This is a genomic window from Roseobacter weihaiensis, assembly GCF_020622345.1.
Taxonomy (GTDB): Bacteria; Pseudomonadota; Alphaproteobacteria; order Rhodobacterales; family Rhodobacteraceae; genus Roseobacter; species Roseobacter weihaiensis.
In genome coordinates this window covers 26,411-42,792 of record NZ_JACNMO010000035.1, presented here as the reverse complement: position 1 = coordinate 42,792, position 16,382 = coordinate 26,411, and the positions used below count along the sequence as shown (strand labels likewise).

17 protein-coding genes and 1 tRNA gene are annotated in these 16,382 nt (G+C 61.6%); 8 read left to right on the top strand and 10 right to left on the bottom strand.

Translation table 11 applies throughout. The features are described 5' to 3' along the window. Positions 1–248: 248 nt before the first annotated feature. From H7847_RS24355 to H7847_RS24345, 3 genes are all read left to right on the top strand, one after another. Entirely contained in the window at positions 249–3,689 is a 3,441-nt protein-coding gene (locus H7847_RS24355; protein WP_227272094.1) for a pyruvate carboxylase, read from the top strand. Between the two features lie 174 nt (positions 3,690–3,863). Further along, the gene (locus H7847_RS24350; RefSeq protein ID WP_227272093.1) at positions 3,864–4,697 is read left to right on the top strand and encodes a cobalamin B12-binding domain-containing protein; all 834 of its coding nucleotides are present in this window, start codon (positions 3,864–3,866) and stop codon (positions 4,695–4,697) included. A gap of 105 nt (positions 4,698–4,802) precedes the next feature. Beyond that, positions 4,803–4,877, top strand: a tRNA-Gly gene (locus H7847_RS24345). 74 nt (positions 4,878–4,951) lie between these two features. On the opposite strand, the gene mnhG is transcribed toward H7847_RS24345, so the two are convergent. From mnhG to H7847_RS24305, 8 genes are all read right to left on the bottom strand, one after another. Further along, entirely contained in the window at positions 4,952–5,353 is a 402-nt protein-coding gene (gene mnhG / locus H7847_RS24340; protein ID WP_227272092.1) for a monovalent cation/H(+) antiporter subunit G, read from the bottom strand. Beyond that, positions 5,350–5,637, bottom strand: coding sequence for a K+/H+ antiporter subunit F (locus tag H7847_RS24335; RefSeq protein ID WP_319799793.1), 288 nt, complete (start codon positions 5,635–5,637; stop codon positions 5,350–5,352). Before H7847_RS24335 ends, mnhG begins: the two co-directional genes overlap by 4 nt. Beyond that, positions 5,634–6,134, bottom strand: a complete 501-nt coding sequence (locus H7847_RS24330; RefSeq protein WP_227272091.1) for a Na+/H+ antiporter subunit E — start codon at positions 6,132–6,134, stop codon at positions 5,634–5,636. Before H7847_RS24330 ends, H7847_RS24335 begins: the two co-directional genes overlap by 4 nt. A 1-nt stretch (position 6,135) precedes the next feature. Then, the gene (locus H7847_RS24325; protein ID WP_227272090.1) at positions 6,136–7,677 is read right to left on the bottom strand and encodes a monovalent cation/H+ antiporter subunit D; all 1,542 of its coding nucleotides are present in this window, start codon (positions 7,675–7,677) and stop codon (positions 6,136–6,138) included. Beyond that, the gene (locus H7847_RS24320) at positions 7,674–8,033 is read right to left on the bottom strand and encodes a Na+/H+ antiporter subunit C (RefSeq protein WP_227272089.1); all 360 of its coding nucleotides are present in this window, start codon (positions 8,031–8,033) and stop codon (positions 7,674–7,676) included. The genes H7847_RS24325 and H7847_RS24320 overlap by 4 nt, the downstream gene beginning before the upstream one ends. A gap of 1 nt (position 8,034) precedes the next feature. Then, a complete protein-coding gene (locus tag H7847_RS24315; protein ID WP_227272088.1) occupies positions 8,035–10,905 on the bottom strand; it encodes a monovalent cation/H+ antiporter subunit A in 2,871 nt (956 codons plus the stop codon). Positions 10,906–11,141: 236 nt separating this feature from the next. Continuing rightward, a complete protein-coding gene (locus H7847_RS24310; protein WP_227272087.1) occupies positions 11,142–11,486 on the bottom strand; it encodes a hypothetical protein in 345 nt (114 codons plus the stop codon). Further along, positions 11,483–11,722: an Lrp/AsnC family transcriptional regulator gene (locus tag H7847_RS24305; protein ID WP_227272086.1), complete on the bottom strand. Its 240-nt coding sequence runs from the start codon at positions 11,720–11,722 to the stop codon at positions 11,483–11,485. The genes H7847_RS24310 and H7847_RS24305 overlap by 4 nt, the downstream gene beginning before the upstream one ends. A gap of 146 nt (positions 11,723–11,868) precedes the next feature. On the opposite strand from H7847_RS24305, the gene hisB reads away from it, so the two are divergent. Together hisB and hisH are read left to right on the top strand one after the other, a co-directional pair. Beyond that, positions 11,869–12,456, top strand: a complete 588-nt coding sequence (hisB, locus tag H7847_RS24300) for an imidazoleglycerol-phosphate dehydratase HisB (protein WP_227272085.1) — start codon at positions 11,869–11,871, stop codon at positions 12,454–12,456. A 1-nt stretch (position 12,457) separates the two neighbouring features. Beyond that, on the top strand, positions 12,458–13,096 hold the full coding sequence (gene hisH / locus H7847_RS24295; RefSeq protein ID WP_227272084.1) for an imidazole glycerol phosphate synthase subunit HisH: 639 nt from the start codon (positions 12,458–12,460) through the stop codon (positions 13,094–13,096). Between the two features lie 3 nt (positions 13,097–13,099). Here hisH and H7847_RS24290 read toward each other — a convergent pair whose 3' ends face one another. Continuing rightward, positions 13,100–13,861, bottom strand: a complete 762-nt coding sequence (locus H7847_RS24290; protein WP_227272083.1) for a copper chaperone PCu(A)C — start codon at positions 13,859–13,861, stop codon at positions 13,100–13,102. 126 nt (positions 13,862–13,987) lie between these two features. Then, on the bottom strand, positions 13,988–14,374 hold the full coding sequence (locus H7847_RS24285) for a DUF2147 domain-containing protein (RefSeq protein WP_227272082.1): 387 nt from the start codon (positions 14,372–14,374) through the stop codon (positions 13,988–13,990). Between the two features lie 160 nt (positions 14,375–14,534). Between H7847_RS24285 and hisA the strand changes: the two genes are divergently transcribed. Genes hisA through H7847_RS24270 form a run of 3 tightly spaced genes read left to right on the top strand, consistent with a single transcriptional unit; the run spans position 14,535 to position 16,367 of the window. After that, complete coding sequence (gene hisA, locus H7847_RS24280) at positions 14,535–15,257, top strand: 1-(5-phosphoribosyl)-5-[(5-phosphoribosylamino)methylideneamino]imidazole-4-carboxamide isomerase (RefSeq protein WP_227272095.1); 723 nt, start codon at positions 14,535–14,537, stop codon at positions 15,255–15,257. A gap of 46 nt (positions 15,258–15,303) precedes the next feature. Continuing rightward, positions 15,304–16,065, top strand: a complete 762-nt coding sequence (gene hisF, locus H7847_RS24275) for an imidazole glycerol phosphate synthase subunit HisF (RefSeq protein ID WP_227272081.1) — start codon at positions 15,304–15,306, stop codon at positions 16,063–16,065. Beyond that, the gene (locus H7847_RS24270; RefSeq protein ID WP_227272080.1) at positions 16,062–16,367 is read left to right on the top strand and encodes a phosphoribosyl-ATP diphosphatase; all 306 of its coding nucleotides are present in this window, start codon (positions 16,062–16,064) and stop codon (positions 16,365–16,367) included. Before hisF ends, H7847_RS24270 begins: the two co-directional genes overlap by 4 nt. The last annotated feature ends 15 nt before the right edge of the window (positions 16,368–16,382 follow it).

Below are 16,382 nucleotides of genomic sequence, written 5' to 3'. Positions count from 1 at the left end.
GCAGCGGACTTCTAGAAGGCATCCCGTCACCGACGCCATTATGGGGCGGCACGTTCGACCCCGGAGAGAACCATGAGCCCGATGCGACCTAAATCCGTCCTTGAAATCGAAGCCGCAGATAGAGAACTTTACAAAGGGGGTGCAAAATGCTGCACTGCGGCGCACCTGATATAGCCTTTCCTCCGCGTTTACGCAGACGGTAATTGCGCCTAAACATTGCGCATCTGCGCCAACCTGAAGAGGCCACCATGCCAGAGTTCCACAAGATCCTCATCGCCAACCGGGGTGAAATTGCCATCCGCATCATGCGGGCCGCCAATGAGATGGGCAAGAAAACCGTAGCGGTCTACGCCGAAGAGGACAAGCTGGGCCTGCACCGCTTCAAGGCCGATGAAGCCTATCGCATCGGTGAAGGCCTGGGACCGGTGGCGGCCTATCTCTCGATTGACGAGATGATCCGGGTCGCGAAGGCTTCTGGTGCGGATGCGATCCATCCAGGCTATGGGCTGTTGTCGGAGAACCCCGATTTCGTCGATGCCTGCGACCAGAACGGCATCACCTTTATCGGACCGCGCGCTGAAACCATGCGGGCCTTGGGCGACAAGGCCTCGGCGCGCCGCGTCGCGATTGAGGCAGGGGTGCCGGTGATCCCGGCCACGGAAGTGCTCGGCGACGATATGAAAGCCATCAAGGCCGCGGCCAAAGAGGTCGGCTACCCCCTGATGCTCAAGGCGTCCTGGGGCGGCGGCGGGCGCGGCATGCGACCGATCCTCAAGGCAGACGAGCTTGAGGAAAAGGTCCGCGAGGGCCGGCGCGAAGCCGAAGCCGCTTTTGGCAATGGTGAGGGCTATCTGGAAAAGATGATCCTCAAGGCACGTCACGTCGAAGTGCAGATCCTCGGCGACAAGCATGGCGGGATGTATCACCTCTACGAGCGCGATTGCTCGGTCCAGCGGCGCAACCAGAAGGTGGTGGAACGCGCGCCTGCGCCATATCTCACCGAAAAGCGACGGGAAGAAGTTTGCAAACTTGGCTACAAAATTTGCAAACACGTCAACTACGAATGCGCCGGCACGGTCGAGTTCCTGATGGATATGGCCGATGAGAAATTCTACTTTATCGAAGTGAACCCGCGCGTGCAGGTCGAACATACCGTCACCGAGGAAGTCACCGGCATTGATATCGTCCAGGCCCAGATCCTCATCGCCGAGGGCAAGACCATCGCCGAGGCGACCGGCAAAGCCACGCAGGCGGATGTTCAGTTGAACGGCCATGCCCTGCAGACCCGGATCACCACCGAAGACCCGCAGAACAACTTCATCCCGGATTATGGCCGGATCACCGCCTTTCGTGAGGCCACGGGCATGGGCATCCGGCTCGATGGCGGCACCGCCTATTCCGGCGGGGTGATCACGCGGTATTATGACAGCCTGCTGGTGAAAGTGACCGCCAAGGCGCAGACGCCGGAGGCAGCCATTGCCCGGATGGATCGCGCGCTGCGGGAGTTCCGGATCCGCGGCGTCAGCACCAACATCGCCTTTGTCGAGAACCTGCTCAAGCACCCGACGTTTCTCGACAACACCTACCACACCAAGTTCATCGACGAGACGCCGGATCTTTTCCAATTTTCAAAGCGCCGCGACCGGGGCACCAAGGTGCTGACCTATATCGCGGATATCACCGTGAACGGGCATCCGGAGACCAAGAACCATCCGCGGCCCGGTGCGCAGGTCAGAGACCCGCGCCCGCCCGCGCTGAAGGCCGAACCGATGATGGGCACACGCAACCTGCTGGAACAGAAGGGCCCGCAGGCCGTGGCAGACTGGATGAAAAGCCAACGCCAGCTGCTCATCACCGACACCACCATGCGCGACGGGCACCAGAGCCTGCTGGCCACCCGCATGCGCAGCCACGACATGATAAAGGTGGCGCCGGCCTATTCCGCCAATCTGCCGCAGCTCTTCTCGGTCGAATGCTGGGGCGGGGCCACCTTTGACGTGGCCTACAGGTTTTTGCAGGAATGCCCCTGGCAGCGCCTGCGCGATCTGCGCGCCGCCATGCCCAACCTGATGACCCAGATGCTGCTGCGCGCCTCCAACGGCGTGGGATACACGAATTACCCCGATAATGTGGTGCAGGAATTCGTGCGGGTCGCGGCCAAGACCGGCGTCGATATCTTCCGCGTCTTCGACAGCCTCAACTGGGTCGAGAACATGCGCGTGGCCATGGACGCCGTGATCGAGAATGGCAAGATCTGTGAAGGGGCGATCTGCTACACCGGCGATATCAACGACCCCGACCGCGCCAAATACAGCCTCAAGTACTACGTGGATATGGGCAAGGAACTGCGCGATGCAGGGGCCCATGTGCTGGGCCTCAAGGACATGGCAGGTCTGCTGAAACCCGGCGCGGCCCGCCAACTGGTCAAGGCGCTGAAGTCCGAGGTCGGGCTGCCCATTCACTTCCACACCCACGACACGGCAGGCGTCGCCTGTGCGACGATCCTTGCCGCTTCCGAGGCGGGCGTGGACGCGGTGGATTGCGCCATGGATGCGCTCTCGGGCAACACCTCTCAGGCCACGTTGGGGTCGGTTGTCTCCGCGCTGAAACACACCGACCGCGACACCGGGCTGGACATGGCGGCGGTGCGCGAAATCTCTGACTATTGGGAAGAGGTGCGCAGCCACTACGCGGCCTTTGAGACCGGCATGCAGGCGCCCTCCTCCGAGGTCTACCTGCACGAGATGCCGGGCGGCCAGTTTACCAACCTCAAGGCGCAGGCGGCGTCCCTAGGTCTGGAAGACCGCTGGCATGAGGTGGCCCAGACCTATGCGGATGTGAACCAGATGTTCGGCGATATCGTCAAGGTCACACCCTCCTCCAAGGTGGTGGGGGACATGGCCCTGATGATGGTGGCGCAGGGACTGACCCGTGCAGAGGTCGAAGACCCCAATACGGAAGTGTCCTTTCCAGACAGTGTGATCGACATGATGCGTGGCAATCTGGGCCAGCCGCCGGGCGGCTTTCCCGATACAATCGTGAAAAAGGTGCTCAAAGACGAAACACCCAACCTTGAGCGCCCCGGCAAACATCTTCCCTCCGCCGATCTGGAAGCGGTGCGCGCCGAGGTCTCGGAAGCGCTTGAGGGCAAATCGGTCGATGACGAAGACCTCTCGGGCTACCTGATGTATCCCAAGGTGTTTCTAGACTACATGGGCCGCCACCGGATGTACGGCCCTGTCCGCTCGCTGCCCACGCGTACATTCTTTTACGGCATGGAGCCCGGCGAAGAGATAAGCGCGGAGATCGACCCCGGCAAGACGCTTGAGATCCGTCTTCAGGCGGTGGGTGACACCAACGAGGACGGGGAGGTCAAGGTCTTCTTCGAACTTAACGGCCAGCCCCGCGTGATCCGGGTCCCCAACCGGCTGGTCAAGGCGACAACGCAACAGCGCCCCAAGGCCGAGAGCGGCAACACAAAGCATATCGGCGCGCCGATGCCGGGGGTCGTGGCCTCTGTCGCGGCCAAGGTGGGGGCCAAGGTCAAGGCGGGTGATCTACTGCTCACAATTGAGGCCATGAAGATGGAAACCGGCATTCACGCGGAACGTAACGCCGTCATCCAGGCTGTACACGTCAGCCCCGGCGGCCAGATTGACGCAAAAGACCTGCTCATAGAGCTGGAGTAGACCAGCAATGCCTGGCTGTCAGCACCATCCCCGGTGCCGACAGCGGGCAAGTCCGGCACGCGCAAGAGCGCATTTGTCAACTTTCGTTGACACACGTAACGCGTGTCAGGTACCCTGATACCTGTGAATCACTGACGACGAAGAAGGAATTGCCGAAAGACCTGTGGGGGGAAAATGTCGAAGTCCGAAGTTATACCCGAGCCGCAGGCTCTGGGCCGCTATCATCAGGTTCAATCCGACGTTTTGCAGCTGAAATCCAGACTGCCACAGGAAGCGGTAGGGGATATCGTTCACGAAGTGCTCAACCGGGTCACAGCGTATCGCACTGTAAACGGCGACCGGATCAACCTGCCAACCCGCAAGAAAGTTGAACAACTCTGCTACGCGCTGATCTCGGAGGATGGGACAGAAGGGGCTGCTTTCATCCGCGACGTGCAGAAAGAGGGCGCCAGCCTTGAAGCTATCTACCTCAGTTATCTGGCAGAGGCGGCCAGCATCCTTGGCGAATGGTGGAACGACGACCACGTGACGTTCCATGAGGTGATGATCGGGAGCAGTCGTATCTACGCCATTCTGCGCGAGTTCAGCTATCTGTTTGTCCCCGACCATCCGGTCGAAGTGAAATCCGCCATTTTTGCCACTGTCCCGGACGAGATCCACACGCTCGGCGTCCAGATGGCGGCTGATCTTTTCGGGAAGGAAGGCTGGAACATCGAGGTAAAGACAGGGCGCACGCATGACGCTTTGGTCAGTGAAGTGACCCAGAGCCCCTGCCGTATCCTCGGCCTCTCGGCGGGCGGAGAGCATTCGGCGCCGGCGCTGGCGCGGCTTGTTCTGGCGCTCCGCGTCAGTCGCCCTGACCTGCGTATTTTTCTCAGCGGGCAAATCATCAAGGAAGCCGGTGATATCGTAGACCTAATGGACATTGACGCGGCCTCGACAGACGTCGACGAGGCACAACAGATCCTGCAGGGCTTCTGGTCTGAGCTTGAGGCCGAACCCGCCTGACCCGCTGCTGCAACGCGCCGGGATGACGGCAAAAAAGTGCGCTAAAGCACAAATTGCCTCTTGCAGCGCGAGGCCGCAATAGGTATCTCCGGCTCACCCAAGGATGCGGGCGTAGCTCAGGGGTAGAGCATAACCTTGCCAAGGTTAGGGTCGGGCGTTCGAATCGCCTCGCCCGCTCCAATTGGGATTTCGGAACAAAGGGCCGCAACAATTGTTGCGGCCCTTGTTTTTTAAGTCCAGAAAACAAATTCGGCTTAGCCCGTGGCAGGACCGTTCTTTTCCGTTGCAATCTTGCGGTCACTTTCCGGGACGTCGAGCGTGGACCACATTTCATCATGTTTGGGCGCGTCAGGCATGTCACAGGCCCGTTTGTGAAGGTTCACCTTGGCGATGAAATTGGCCGAGATCGGCGCCGTCACAAACAAAAAGGCCAGCACTAAAAGCTCGTGGAAAGAACCTTGTCCAAGCGCGAAGGAATGGCTCATGGAGGCGAGCAAAAACGCTCCGATCCCCACGGTCGCGGCTTTCGTCGGTGCATGCAGACGGGTCATCGGGTCGTTGAGCTTGACCAGGCCGATCGCTGCAACCAGCGTGAAAACCGCCCCGACCGATAGCAAAAAGAGGGTGGCATATACTGCAAAAAGCTCCAGGGTCATTCGATGATATCTCCCCGCAGAACAAACCGCGCATAGGCCACCGTCGAGACAAACCCGAGCATGGCAATGATCAGCGTCACTTCGAAATACACCTGCGTGCCCTGTGCGATCCCCAGCAGGACAATCAGCCCGATGGCATTGATCACCATGGTATCCAGCGCCAGGATGCGATCCCCGGTGTCCGGGCCGATCACCAGACGCACCATCGCCATAAGCTGGCTAAGGCCCAGAATGACAAAGGACAACATCATCGCGCCGTTCATCAGATCGATGGCAGTATTCATTCGAAAATCTCCTTCAACCGTCGCTCGTAGCGGTGCTTGATCTCGTCACGCACCGCGTCTGCGTCTGCCGCATCCAGCGCGTGTACCAGCAGGCTGCGGCCCTCGTTGGACAGATCCGCCGAGACCGTGCCGGGTGTCAGTGTAATCGTGCCCGCCAGCAGTGTGATCGCTTCGGGCTGGCGCAGATCAAGCGGAACTTCAACCCAGATCGGACGCAGCTTCGAATTTGGCTTTGTCAGCACGATCCAGGCCACTTCGATGTTCGCCACGATGATGTCCCAGACCACGATGATGCAGTACACAACGAACTTTGCGGTGACGATGGCCTTGGGCCGGTCCGGCCACCAGACTGCCGTGGCGCGCGGAATGATGATGCCAAGGATCAGGCCAAAGACGACCATCCCGGCAGAGACCTTGTTCTGCAGCATGACCCAGACAACCGCAAGGATCACGGTCATCAGCGGATGCGGGAAAAGCCAGTTAAGCACCTTCGTCATGTCATTGGCCCTCCGTCGGTGTGCTGAGCTTTCCGGGTGTTTCCAGCACGGTGGAAATATAGGGCTCCGGGGCAAAAAGCTGCGCGGAGGTCGTTGTCATATAGCCGTGGATCGGTCCTGCGAATGCCGTGTGCACCGCCAATAGGGCTATCAACCCGCCCACGGCCACGTAAGACAGTGTCGCCGGGGCCGCAGGCAGCGGATCGTCGGCAGGCCTCTCCACGCTCTTGGATTTCCAGAACAGGATACTGCCCGCGCGCGAAAAGCCCACGACATTGACCAGACTGGACAGCAGAACGACAGCAAAGACCCAGCTCATCGCCGTGGTCGCGAAGGATGCATCCAGCACCAGCAGCTTGCCCAAGAAGCCCGAAAGGGGGGGCAGCCCCGTCATCGCAATCGCGGCGATGAAAAACAGCGCTGCCGTCAGGACAGCCCCCGCCACGGCGGGCATCGGCACCAGCCGCAGGTCTGTGCGACCAGACCGCACCATATCGGCGATCAGGAACAACGCCGCCGCGGCCAGCGTGGAATGGATGATATAGTAGAGGGCCGCGGCAATGCTTTGCGGGGTAAAGAGCGAGATCGTGACCATCACCATCCCCATCGATCCGATGACCGCAAATGTGACCAGACGGTCGAGCTTGCGTGCCGCCAGAACGCCAATTGCCCCGATGGCCAGCGAGATCAGCGCCGCAGGCAGCAGCCATGCACCATGCAGACCGGCGGTCGCCTCCAGTTCGGGCGGGAAGACCATCGTGTAGACCCGGATGATCGCATAGGCCCCGACCTTGGTCATGATGGCGAAAAGCGCCGCCACGGGGCCCGGTGCCTCGGCATAGCTGGAGGGCAGCCAGAAATGCAGCGGTACCAGGGCCGCCTTGATCGCAAAGACCAGCAACAGCAGCACAGCCGCCACCCGAATGCCCACCGTCTCCGATGGGTCGATGAGGGTCACCCGCTGCGCCAGATCGGCCATGTTCAGCGTCCCGGTCTCGGCGTAGATGGCGCCAAGGGCAAAGAGAAAGAGCGTGGAGCCGATGAGGTTGAAAAGCACGTATTGCACCCCGGCACGCAGCCGGGTGTTGCCACCTGAGTGGATCATAAGCCCATAAGAGGCGATCAGAAGCACTTCGAAGAAAACAAAGAGGTTGAAGAGGTCTCCGGTCAGGAACGCGCCCATGATGCCCATCAGCTGGAACTGAAAGAGCGCGTGGAAGTGTCGCCCTTTTTCATCCCACCCCGACCCGATGGCATAAAGCAGCACCATCAGGCCCAGCACCGCCGTCAGCAGCACCATGATCGTTGACAACCTGTCCCCCACGAGCACGATGCCGAAAGGCGCCGCCCAGTCGCCAAGCTGATAGAGTGTGATCGTACCATCGGAGGCCTGCCACGCCAGCCCTGCTGCGATGGCAATGAGCATGAGCACACCGGCCACGGAAAACACCCTCTGGATGCCGATATGATAGCGTGCCGCCAGAACGATAAAGGGCGCAACCAGCGCCGGCAGCAGAACCGGGAGGACAATCCAATGGGTCATGCCGCGTCCTCCTTGGCGGTCGTATCGTCTTGGACGGCATCGTTCACCGTGTCGTCATCGCCGCCCAGATAGGCGCCAAGGGCAATCATCACGACCACGGCGGTCATCCCGAAAGAGATCACGATGGCCGTCAGCACCAAGGCTTGCGGCAGCGGGTCGGCGTAGGTCAGATCGGCCGTTTTGTCCAGGATGGGTGGGGCGCCCACAGCCAGACGGCCGGAGGCAAAGAGGAACACATTGACCGCGTAGGTCAGCAGCGAAATCCCCAGAATGACGGGAAAGCTGCGCATGCGGAACACCAGATAAAGCCCGGTGGCCGTCAGAACGCCAATCGCGGATGCGACGAGAAGCTCCATGTTATGCCTCCTCCTTTTGCAGCGCGACATCATTGTCTTCGCGGGAGGGGTCGATATCCATCGGGTACTCGCTCTCCATCGCCTCCTGCCTGCGGGCCAGGCGCGACAGGCTTTCCAGCGCCAGCATTACGGCCCCCACAACCGCCAGGAACACCCCAAGATCAAAGAGCGCGGCCGTGGCCAGTTCAAACTCGTTGAAGGGCGGGATGCGCACATAGGTGAAATCGGAGGTCAGGAAGGGTTTGGCGACAAACCAGGACCCGATCCCCGTCAGACCGGCAATGAGCACGCCCGCCCCGATGATGCCGTGATAGGGATAGCGCAGCCGCGCCGTTGTCCAGCCGAAACCACTAGCCATATACTGGATCACCACCCCGATGGAGACCACCAGACCGGAGATAAACCCGCCCCCTGGCTCATTATGGCCCCGCAGGAAAATGTAAAAGCCCACCATCATGATGATCGGCATCATGACGCGTGTCATGACCACCATCATCATCGGGTGCATATCCCCGGCCCGCGGCTGATCCGGCAAACGGTTCAGCAGACGTGCGCGCACCGGCCCGCCCAGCAGCGCTTCTGTCAGGGCATAGATCACCAGGGCCGCGATCCCCAGCACGATGATCTCGCCGTAGGTGTCAAACCCCCGGAAATCCACGAGGATGACATTGACCATATTGGTGCCACCGCCGCCTTTGTAGGAGTTCTCCACATGAAAGGCCGAGATCGCCGGGGCCACACTGTCGCGCAAGAGGTAGTGATAGGAGAGGGCAAAAGTCGCCAGCCCGCCTGCCACCGCAATGACCGTATCGCGGCTGCGGCGCAGCACCGTGCTTTCCACCGGGGTCCGGTTGGGCAGGAAATTCAGCGCCAGCAACAGCAGGATGATGGTAACGGCCTCCACCGTGAACTGCGTCATAGCCAGATCAGGTGCGCTGAAGAACACAAAGCCCACCGATACCATCAGCCCGGCAATCCCGATCAGCACAAGCGAGAGCAAGCGGTTGCGGTGCAGAAACACCAGCCCGAGGGCCGCAGCGACCAGCATAAGCCAGCCCGCCACAGGCACCGGTCCCGCCGGTTGCAGCTCGCGGGTCGCCGTGCCGACCGTCCCGGTCATCCAGGCATAGTAGCCCACCCCGATGATGGTGACCGCCGCAAAGGCCGAATAACGTGAAAACGAGCCGTCATGCAGCGGCAGAACGAGGCGCTTGGCGACCGCCACGATCCCTTCGACCAGACCTTCGAAAATAACCTTGGCCTCGGGGCGCGGGGCGGCGTCCCAGCCCCGCAGCAGCGGCTTGAACAGCCCCAGCAGGATCAGGCCGCCCACCGTCGCGATGATCGACATGAAGAGCGCCGGCACCAGCCCATGCCAGATCTTGAAATAGGCGGTTGGCACCTCTGCGGCCTCCCCCAGAACAGAGGCGGTCACCATCTTGACGAAGGGCTCCGCCAGGAAGGGGGCGACCCCGATGGCAATCACCGGCACGATCAGGATCGCGGGCGGCATCCACAGACCCGCACCGGGGTCATGCGGTGCAGACGGATAATCCTTGCGCACCGGCCCCAGGAAGGTATGGCTGATCAGGCGAAAGCAGTAGGCGGCAGAGAACAAGGATCCGACGGTTGCCATCACCGGCACCAGCCAGGGCGTGTTGAACAGAACCGTGCGGTTTGCCTCCTCGAGCATCATTTCCTTGGACAGGAACCCGTTGAGCAGCGGAATACCTGCCATCGACAGGGCGCCGAGCGTCGCAATGACAAAGGTAATCGGCATCAGGTGGCGCAAGCCCCCCAGCCGCCGGATATCACGGGTGTGGGCCTCGTGATCCACGATCCCCGCCGACATGAACAGGGCTGCCTTGAACGTCGCATGGTTGAGAATATGGAACATCGCAGCCATCGCGCCAAAGGCGGTGCCGGTGCCCAGAAGCATGGTGATGAGCCCCAGATGACTGACCGTGGAGAACGCCAGCAACGCCTTCAGGTCATGTTTGAACAGCGCGATCACGGCCCCCAGCACCATGGTGATGAGACCTGCGGTGGTGACGATCACAAACCATTCGGTCGTGCCCGACAGCACCGGCCACATGCGCGCCATCAGGAAGATGCCCGCCTTGACCATGGTGGCGGAGTGCAGATAGGCCGACACCGGCGTGGGCGCCGCCATCGCATGCGGCAGCCAGAAGTGGAACGGAAACTGTGCCGATTTGGTAAAGCAGCCGAGCAGGATCAGGATCAGCGCGGGCAGATACAGCGGGCTTTCCTGGATGAGCTCGCGGTTTTCCAGAATCACGCTGAGGTCATAGCTGCCCGCGATCTGGCCGAGGATCAGCATGCCCCCGATCATCGAGAGGCCGCCCATACCGGTGACGGTCAGCGCCATCCGGGCGCCCTGACGGCCTTCTGGCAGATGTTTCCAATAGCCGATCAGCAGGAAGGACGATAGCGATGTCAGTTCCCAGAAGATCAGCAAAAGCAGTATGTTATCGCTCAATACAATGCCGACCATCGCGCCTTGAAAGAGCAGGAGATAGGTGAAGAACTCCCCCATGTTGTCCTCACGCGACAGGTAGAACCGCGCATAGGTGATGATGAGAAGACCAATTCCAAGGATCAGCATTGCAAAGAAGAATCCGAGCCCATCGAGCATCAGATTGAAGTTCAACCCCAAGAGCGGCATCCAATCCACCCCCACGGTCACGACATTCCCGGCAAAGACCGCAGGCGCATTGGTCAAAAGCCCGATGAACGCCGACAGTGTCACGGTGAAGGTGATGCCTGCGCAGGCCTGACGACCTGCCGAATTCATGAGCCCGGGCAACAAGGCACCCAGAAAGGGCAAGGCGACGATAAGGAAGAGGGACACGCGAACTCCTGATCTTGGGGCCGGAAATTGCCCTGTAATGTGGCAGATTTAGCGAAAGCTCAAGCGAAACTCGCCCAATCCGGTTCGAATATGGGGTTGGTGTGGAAATTCGCGCCTGCTAACCGTGCTCCTGCGGCGGGATGTCGCATTCCCGCCTTACGCCAGCACAATGGGCGCGCCGATTTATCAGGAATGCCCGACGCCTCGGTAGCGACCGCAAATCCGGCCGCCCCCCGTCAATTGATCGGGAATTGCCGCAGACATTGCTCTGCCAGACGCTCAAAGTCCTGCAGCGTCTCTTCAACGCCGCGCCGGTCCCGGACCGCTTCCAGCCCGGCCTTTTTCTGCGTCCAGGTGCCCGTGGTATGCCGGTCGAGGATCAGAAAAGAGATACCCAGCATGATCTCTTTCTCCGCCTCTCCCATGCGTCCCGCATCTGACAGGGCAACCGCCGTCAAGGCCATCGTGTTGGCGCAGCGCAAAGCCGCGGCCTCTTCGCCGGAATAGACCCGGTCCTGCGCCTGCACGCCCCCGGCCATCAGCGCCGGGATCACCAGTGCGGCCGCCCACGGCCCCTTCAAAAGACTTTGAACGTCATGGTCGTCATCGACCGCTCGATCCCCTTGATCTGATGCAGGTTTTCGTTGATGAACTTGCCCACATCAGCACCTTCGGGGATGTAGAGCTTCATCAGCAGATCGTACTCGCCGCTGGTCGAATAGAGCTCTGAATGAATTTCCCGCAACGCGATCTCTTCGGCAACCTTGTAGGTAGTGCCGGGCGTGCAGCGGATTTGGACAAAGACGCAGGTTGTCATGAACACTTCCTCTTTGGGCAGGCTCGCCCCTGACCCTAGGCTGGCATATCCGGCACAGGCGGGGCAATCCCTGAATGTGCCGTCTTGGCCTGCGCCGCGAGACTGCTATAAGGACCGCTGAATTGAGAGGCCCGGAGGCCAAAGCCATGCGCACTCACACGCTCACCCGCGCGACCGCGGAGACAGAGATTACCGTCACCGTCAACCTGGACGGCACGGGCCAGTATGACAACCAGACCGGTGTCGGCTTTTTTGATCACATGTTGGACCAGTTGGCCCGCCACTCGCTGATTGACATGACCGTGCGGGCCAAGGGCGATCTGCATATCGACGACCACCACACGGTGGAGGACACCGGGATTGCATTGGGCCAGGCGCTTGCGGCGGCTCTCGGCGACAAACGCGGCATCGTGCGCTACGGCGCGTGCCTGCTGCCGATGGATGACGCACTGATCCGCTGTGCGCTCGATCTCTCGGCACGCCCCTATCTGATCTGGAACGTCGATCTGCCGAGCCCCAAGATCGGCAGTTTTGACACCGAGCTGGTGCGGGAGTTCTTTACCGCCTTTGCCACGCATGGCGGCATCACGCTGCATGTGGATAAGCTGCACGGCCTCAATGCGCATCATATCGCCGAGGCGAGTTTCAAGTCTGTCGCCCGCGCCCTGCGTCAGGCGGTTGAAACGGACCCGCGCAAGGCTGATGCGATCCCCTCGACCAAGGGCGCGCTCTGAGGTGCTGACAGCGATCATCGACTACGAAAGCGGCAACCTGCACTCCGCACAAAAGGCGTTTGAGCGGATGGCCGGTGAAACCGGTGGCGGCGAGATCGTCGTGACGGGGGATGCGGATGTGGTGGCGCGCGCCGATCACATCGTGCTGCCCGGCGATGGGGCGTTTCCAGCCTGCATGGCGCAGCTCAAGGGGCATTCCGGGCTCTACGACGCGATGGTCGAGGCGGTGGAGGTCAAGGGCCGTCCGTTCATGGGCATCTGCGTCGGCATGCAGCTCATGGCGACCTGGGGGCGGGAGTATGAGGATACCGCCGGGCTCGACTGGGTGGCGGGAGAGGTTACGAAGATCGTGCCCGAAGACGCGCAGTTGAAAGTGCCTCATATGGGCTGGAACGATCTGGTGCTGGAGGCCCCGCATGCGATTTTCGAGGGGATCGAAACGGGCGATCATGCGTATTTCGTGCACAGTTACCACATGGTGGTTGCAGATCAGGCCCAGCGTCTGGCGCATGTGGACTATGCCGGGGATGTCACCGCCGTGATCGGGCGCGACAACATGGTAGGCCTGCAGTTTCACCCCGAAAAGAGCCAAAGCGCCGGACTGCGCATGATTGCCAATTTTCTGGGCTGGAAGCCCTGAGCATCAGGGCACGGTGATCTGCAATGTGGCCGCCACCAGCGCGCCATCGGCAAAATAAGGTGTCCCGTCCGGCGCCCTTAGCACAACACGCAAGGGGTAGGTGCCGCGCGGCAGCGCACCGAGTACTGCAGTCTCGCTTGCCATGCGGCCGACCTTGGTGCCCCCAAGATAGAGATGGCCGAAACCGCGGGCGGCGGCTTGCGGATCGTGACCCTCGCTGCCGTCAAAGACGAAATTCTCGACCTCAAGATCGACGCGCCAACCCGTGCCATCGGGATGCGCGGCAAGGCTCACCGAAGGGGCCCCTTGCGCCACCGTCACCCCGTTCTCGTCGCGCGACATCCGCCGGGCGATCTCCTCCGCTGAGGCAGCCCCAGAACGCACCAGCAGGGAGACGGGGCCTGCCGTCTCCAGAATCAATTGCAGCGGCACTGCCTGCCCGGCCGTGTAAACCTGGGACCCGTCAAAACGGATGTGCCCGGCCTCCAGCGTCAGGGCGCTGGATCCCGCCGGAACCGGCAAACCCTCCGCCGTGCCGACACCTTGCAGCGACACCTCCCCCGCCGAACTGCTGGCCCCGATGATCCGATCCGGCGCGCCACGGTTTTCAATGGCAAAGGTCACGACAAGACCATCACTGTAGGTCGAATGCGCGGCGGTGTCCGTGATGAAAAGATGCGTCGCCTCCCCGTTGGGAACGAGGGTCAGCGCCCAGAACCCGACCAGACCAAACAACAGCGCGGTGATGATCTTGGTATTTTGCACATCTGGCCCTCAGTCAACGCACGTCCACTGGTTGTGGCGGGCATGCGCCGCACGATCAAGGCCCAAGTGGCGCAGCTCTCATGCCGATTGCGTGACTTTTCCTATCCCGACAGCCGCCTGAAGGAATCATTCAACCCGCGACCACGTCTGTTTGGAACAGAGCAGCCCACCGGCCACGCAGCCAGACAGGCGCATGCTGTCGCCGTTCAGATCGATCTTACCCAGATAGACCTTGTCGTTGCTGGGGCGCCAGACCTGCCCTTTGTATTTGCCCTCCCCTTCCGGGGCCATATCGATCACCAGGGTCTTGCCCTGATTGGGCGACGCGTATTCCGCCCCGTCCTTAAAGGTGCGTTCAATCGTGCCACAGAAATTGGCGCCACAGGGGCCGATCTGCACATGGGCGAAGGCACCCTCATCGGCTTCGGTCTGCCACAGCCCCTCCAGCGGGTCCGCCACCGCCGTTCCCGCCAGAGCCATCAGACCCACACCGGCCATCATCAGGTTTTTCATATCATCTCCTCCCTTGGATGGCCTGCACCCTGCCCGCGCGCGGCTGCGCTGCGCAAGCATGACCACACGTCGCGTTGCAAATCCCGCAGCTTCGGTGCAAGAAGCCCGCGCGCTGCCCTGCACCGCGCCGCATCAGACGCTACAGAACGGAAAACACGCCATGATCCTCTACCCCGCCATCGACCTCAAGGACGGCCAGGCCGTGCGTCTCGTGCATGGTGACATGGATCGCTCCACCGTGTTCAATGACGACCCTGCCGCACAGGCCAAGGCGTTTGTGGCGGCGGGCTGCACATGGCTGCATCTTGTCGATCTCAACGGGGCCTTCGCCGGGGCCCCGGTCAATGCCGCCCCGGTCGAAGCAATCCTGAAAGCCTGCCCCGTCCCCGCCCAACTGGGCGGTGGGATCCGCGATATGGCCACCATCGAAGGCTGGCTGGACAAGGGGCTCGCCCGGGTCATCCTCGGCACCGTGGCAGTGGAAAACCCGCAGCTCGTCCGGGACGCCGCGCGCGCCTTTCCGGGCCAGGTCGCGGTCGGGATCGACGCCCGCAACGGTTTTGTGGCAACCAAGGGCTGGGCCAAGGAGACCACCATTCAGGTGACAGACCTCGCCAAATCCTTTGAAGATGCCGGTGTGGCGGCGATCATCTACACCGATATCCTGCGCGACGGGGCCATGGGCGGGCCCAACATTGCGGCCACGACAGCGCTGGCGCGCGCGGTGAAGATCCCGGTGATTGCCTCGGGGGGTGTCTCCTCGCTGGCGGACCTTCTGGCGCTGAAAGAGACGGGGGTGATTTCCGGTGCAATCTCGGGCCGGGCGCTCTATGACGGGGCGATCGACCTCCCTGACGCGCTGGCAGCCCTGAGCGCCGGTTGAGCTCCGCTCTCTTGCCTGCCCCGGCAGAGACCGCTACACCGCCCTCATGCTAAAGACCCGTATCATCCCCTGTCTTGATGTCGCCGAGGGCCGCGTCGTCAAAGGCGTGAATTTCGTCGATCTGCAAGACGCGGGCGATCCGGTGGATGCCGCCATCGCCTATGACGCCGCGGGGGCGGATGAGCTTTGCTTTCTCGATATCACCGCAACCCACGAAAACCGCGCCACCATGTTCGATGTGGTGACCCGCACCGCCGAGCATTGCTACATCCCGCTGACGGTCGGGGGTGGCGTGCGCACGGTGGCGGATGTGCGCGCCCTGCTGCTGGCGGGGGCGGACAAGGTCTCCTTCAACTCTGCCGCGGTCGCAAACCCGGATGTTGTCGCGGAGGCGGCAGATCAATTCGGCAGCCAGTGCATCGTGGTAGCCATCGACGCCAAGACCGTCAGCCCCGGCAAATGGGAGATTTTTACACACGGCGGGCGCAAACCCACCGGCATCGATGCGGTGGCATTTGCGCAAACCGTGGCCGGTAAGGGTGCGGGAGAGATTCTGCTGACCTCGATGGACCGCGACGGCACCCGCGCGGGCTTCAACATCGCCGTGACCCGAGCGATTTCCGATGCCGTGCCGGTGCCCGTGATCGCCTCGGGCGGGGTGGGCACCCTCGATCATCTGGTGGAAGGGGTGACCAAGGGCGGCGCGTCCGCCGTGCTTGCCGCGTCGATCTTTCACTTCGGGGATTTTACCATCGCCCAGGCCAAGGCGCATATGGCCGCGGCCGGTATCCCCGTGAGGCTGACATGACGCTTGAGGCGCTCTTTGAGACCATCGAGGCCCGCAAGACGGCAGACCCCGCCGGTAGCTGGACAGCCCAACTGTTGGCCAAGGGACCCGAGAAATGCGCCGAGAAATTCGGCGAAGAGGCCGTTGAGGCGATCATCGAAGCGGTCAAAGGGGACCGCGATGCGCTGACCTGCGAAGCGGCGGATGTGCTCTATCACCTGCTGGTGATGTTGGCCGCCCGCGATGTGACGCTGGCGGATGTTCTGGCCGAGCTTGAGCGGCGGCAGACGCAATCGGGTCTCGCTGAAAAGTCATCTCGCTAATGGTGGGGTTTCGAG

Excerpts from the sequence above, each read along its gene's own strand:
- H7847_RS24355 (WP_227272094.1), top strand. The coding sequence starts at position 249 with ATGCCAGAGTTCCACAAGATCCTCATCGCCAACCGGGGTGAAATTGCC.
- H7847_RS24350 (WP_227272093.1), top strand. The coding sequence starts at position 3,864 with ATGTCGAAGTCCGAAGTTATACCCGAGCCGCAGGCTCTGGGCCGCTAT.
- mnhG (WP_227272092.1), bottom strand. The coding sequence starts at position 5,353 with ATGACCCTGGAGCTTTTTGCAGTATATGCCACCCTCTTTTTGCTATCG.
- H7847_RS24335 (WP_319799793.1), bottom strand. The coding sequence starts at position 5,637 with ATGAATACTGCCATCGATCTGATGAACGGCGCGATGATGTTGTCCTTT.
- H7847_RS24330 (WP_227272091.1), bottom strand. The coding sequence starts at position 6,134 with ATGACGAAGGTGCTTAACTGGCTTTTCCCGCATCCGCTGATGACCGTG.
- H7847_RS24325 (WP_227272090.1), bottom strand. The coding sequence starts at position 7,677 with ATGACCCATTGGATTGTCCTCCCGGTTCTGCTGCCGGCGCTGGTTGCG.
- H7847_RS24320 (WP_227272089.1), bottom strand. The coding sequence starts at position 8,033 with ATGGAGCTTCTCGTCGCATCCGCGATTGGCGTTCTGACGGCCACCGGG.
- H7847_RS24305 (WP_227272086.1), bottom strand. The coding sequence starts at position 11,722 with ATGACAACCTGCGTCTTTGTCCAAATCCGCTGCACGCCCGGCACTACC.
- hisB (WP_227272085.1), top strand. The coding sequence starts at position 11,869 with ATGCGCACTCACACGCTCACCCGCGCGACCGCGGAGACAGAGATTACC.
- H7847_RS24285 (WP_227272082.1), bottom strand. The coding sequence starts at position 14,374 with ATGAAAAACCTGATGATGGCCGGTGTGGGTCTGATGGCTCTGGCGGGA.
- hisA (WP_227272095.1), top strand. The coding sequence starts at position 14,535 with ATGATCCTCTACCCCGCCATCGACCTCAAGGACGGCCAGGCCGTGCGT.
- hisF (WP_227272081.1), top strand. The coding sequence starts at position 15,304 with ATGCTAAAGACCCGTATCATCCCCTGTCTTGATGTCGCCGAGGGCCGC.
- H7847_RS24270 (WP_227272080.1), top strand. The coding sequence starts at position 16,062 with ATGACGCTTGAGGCGCTCTTTGAGACCATCGAGGCCCGCAAGACGGCA.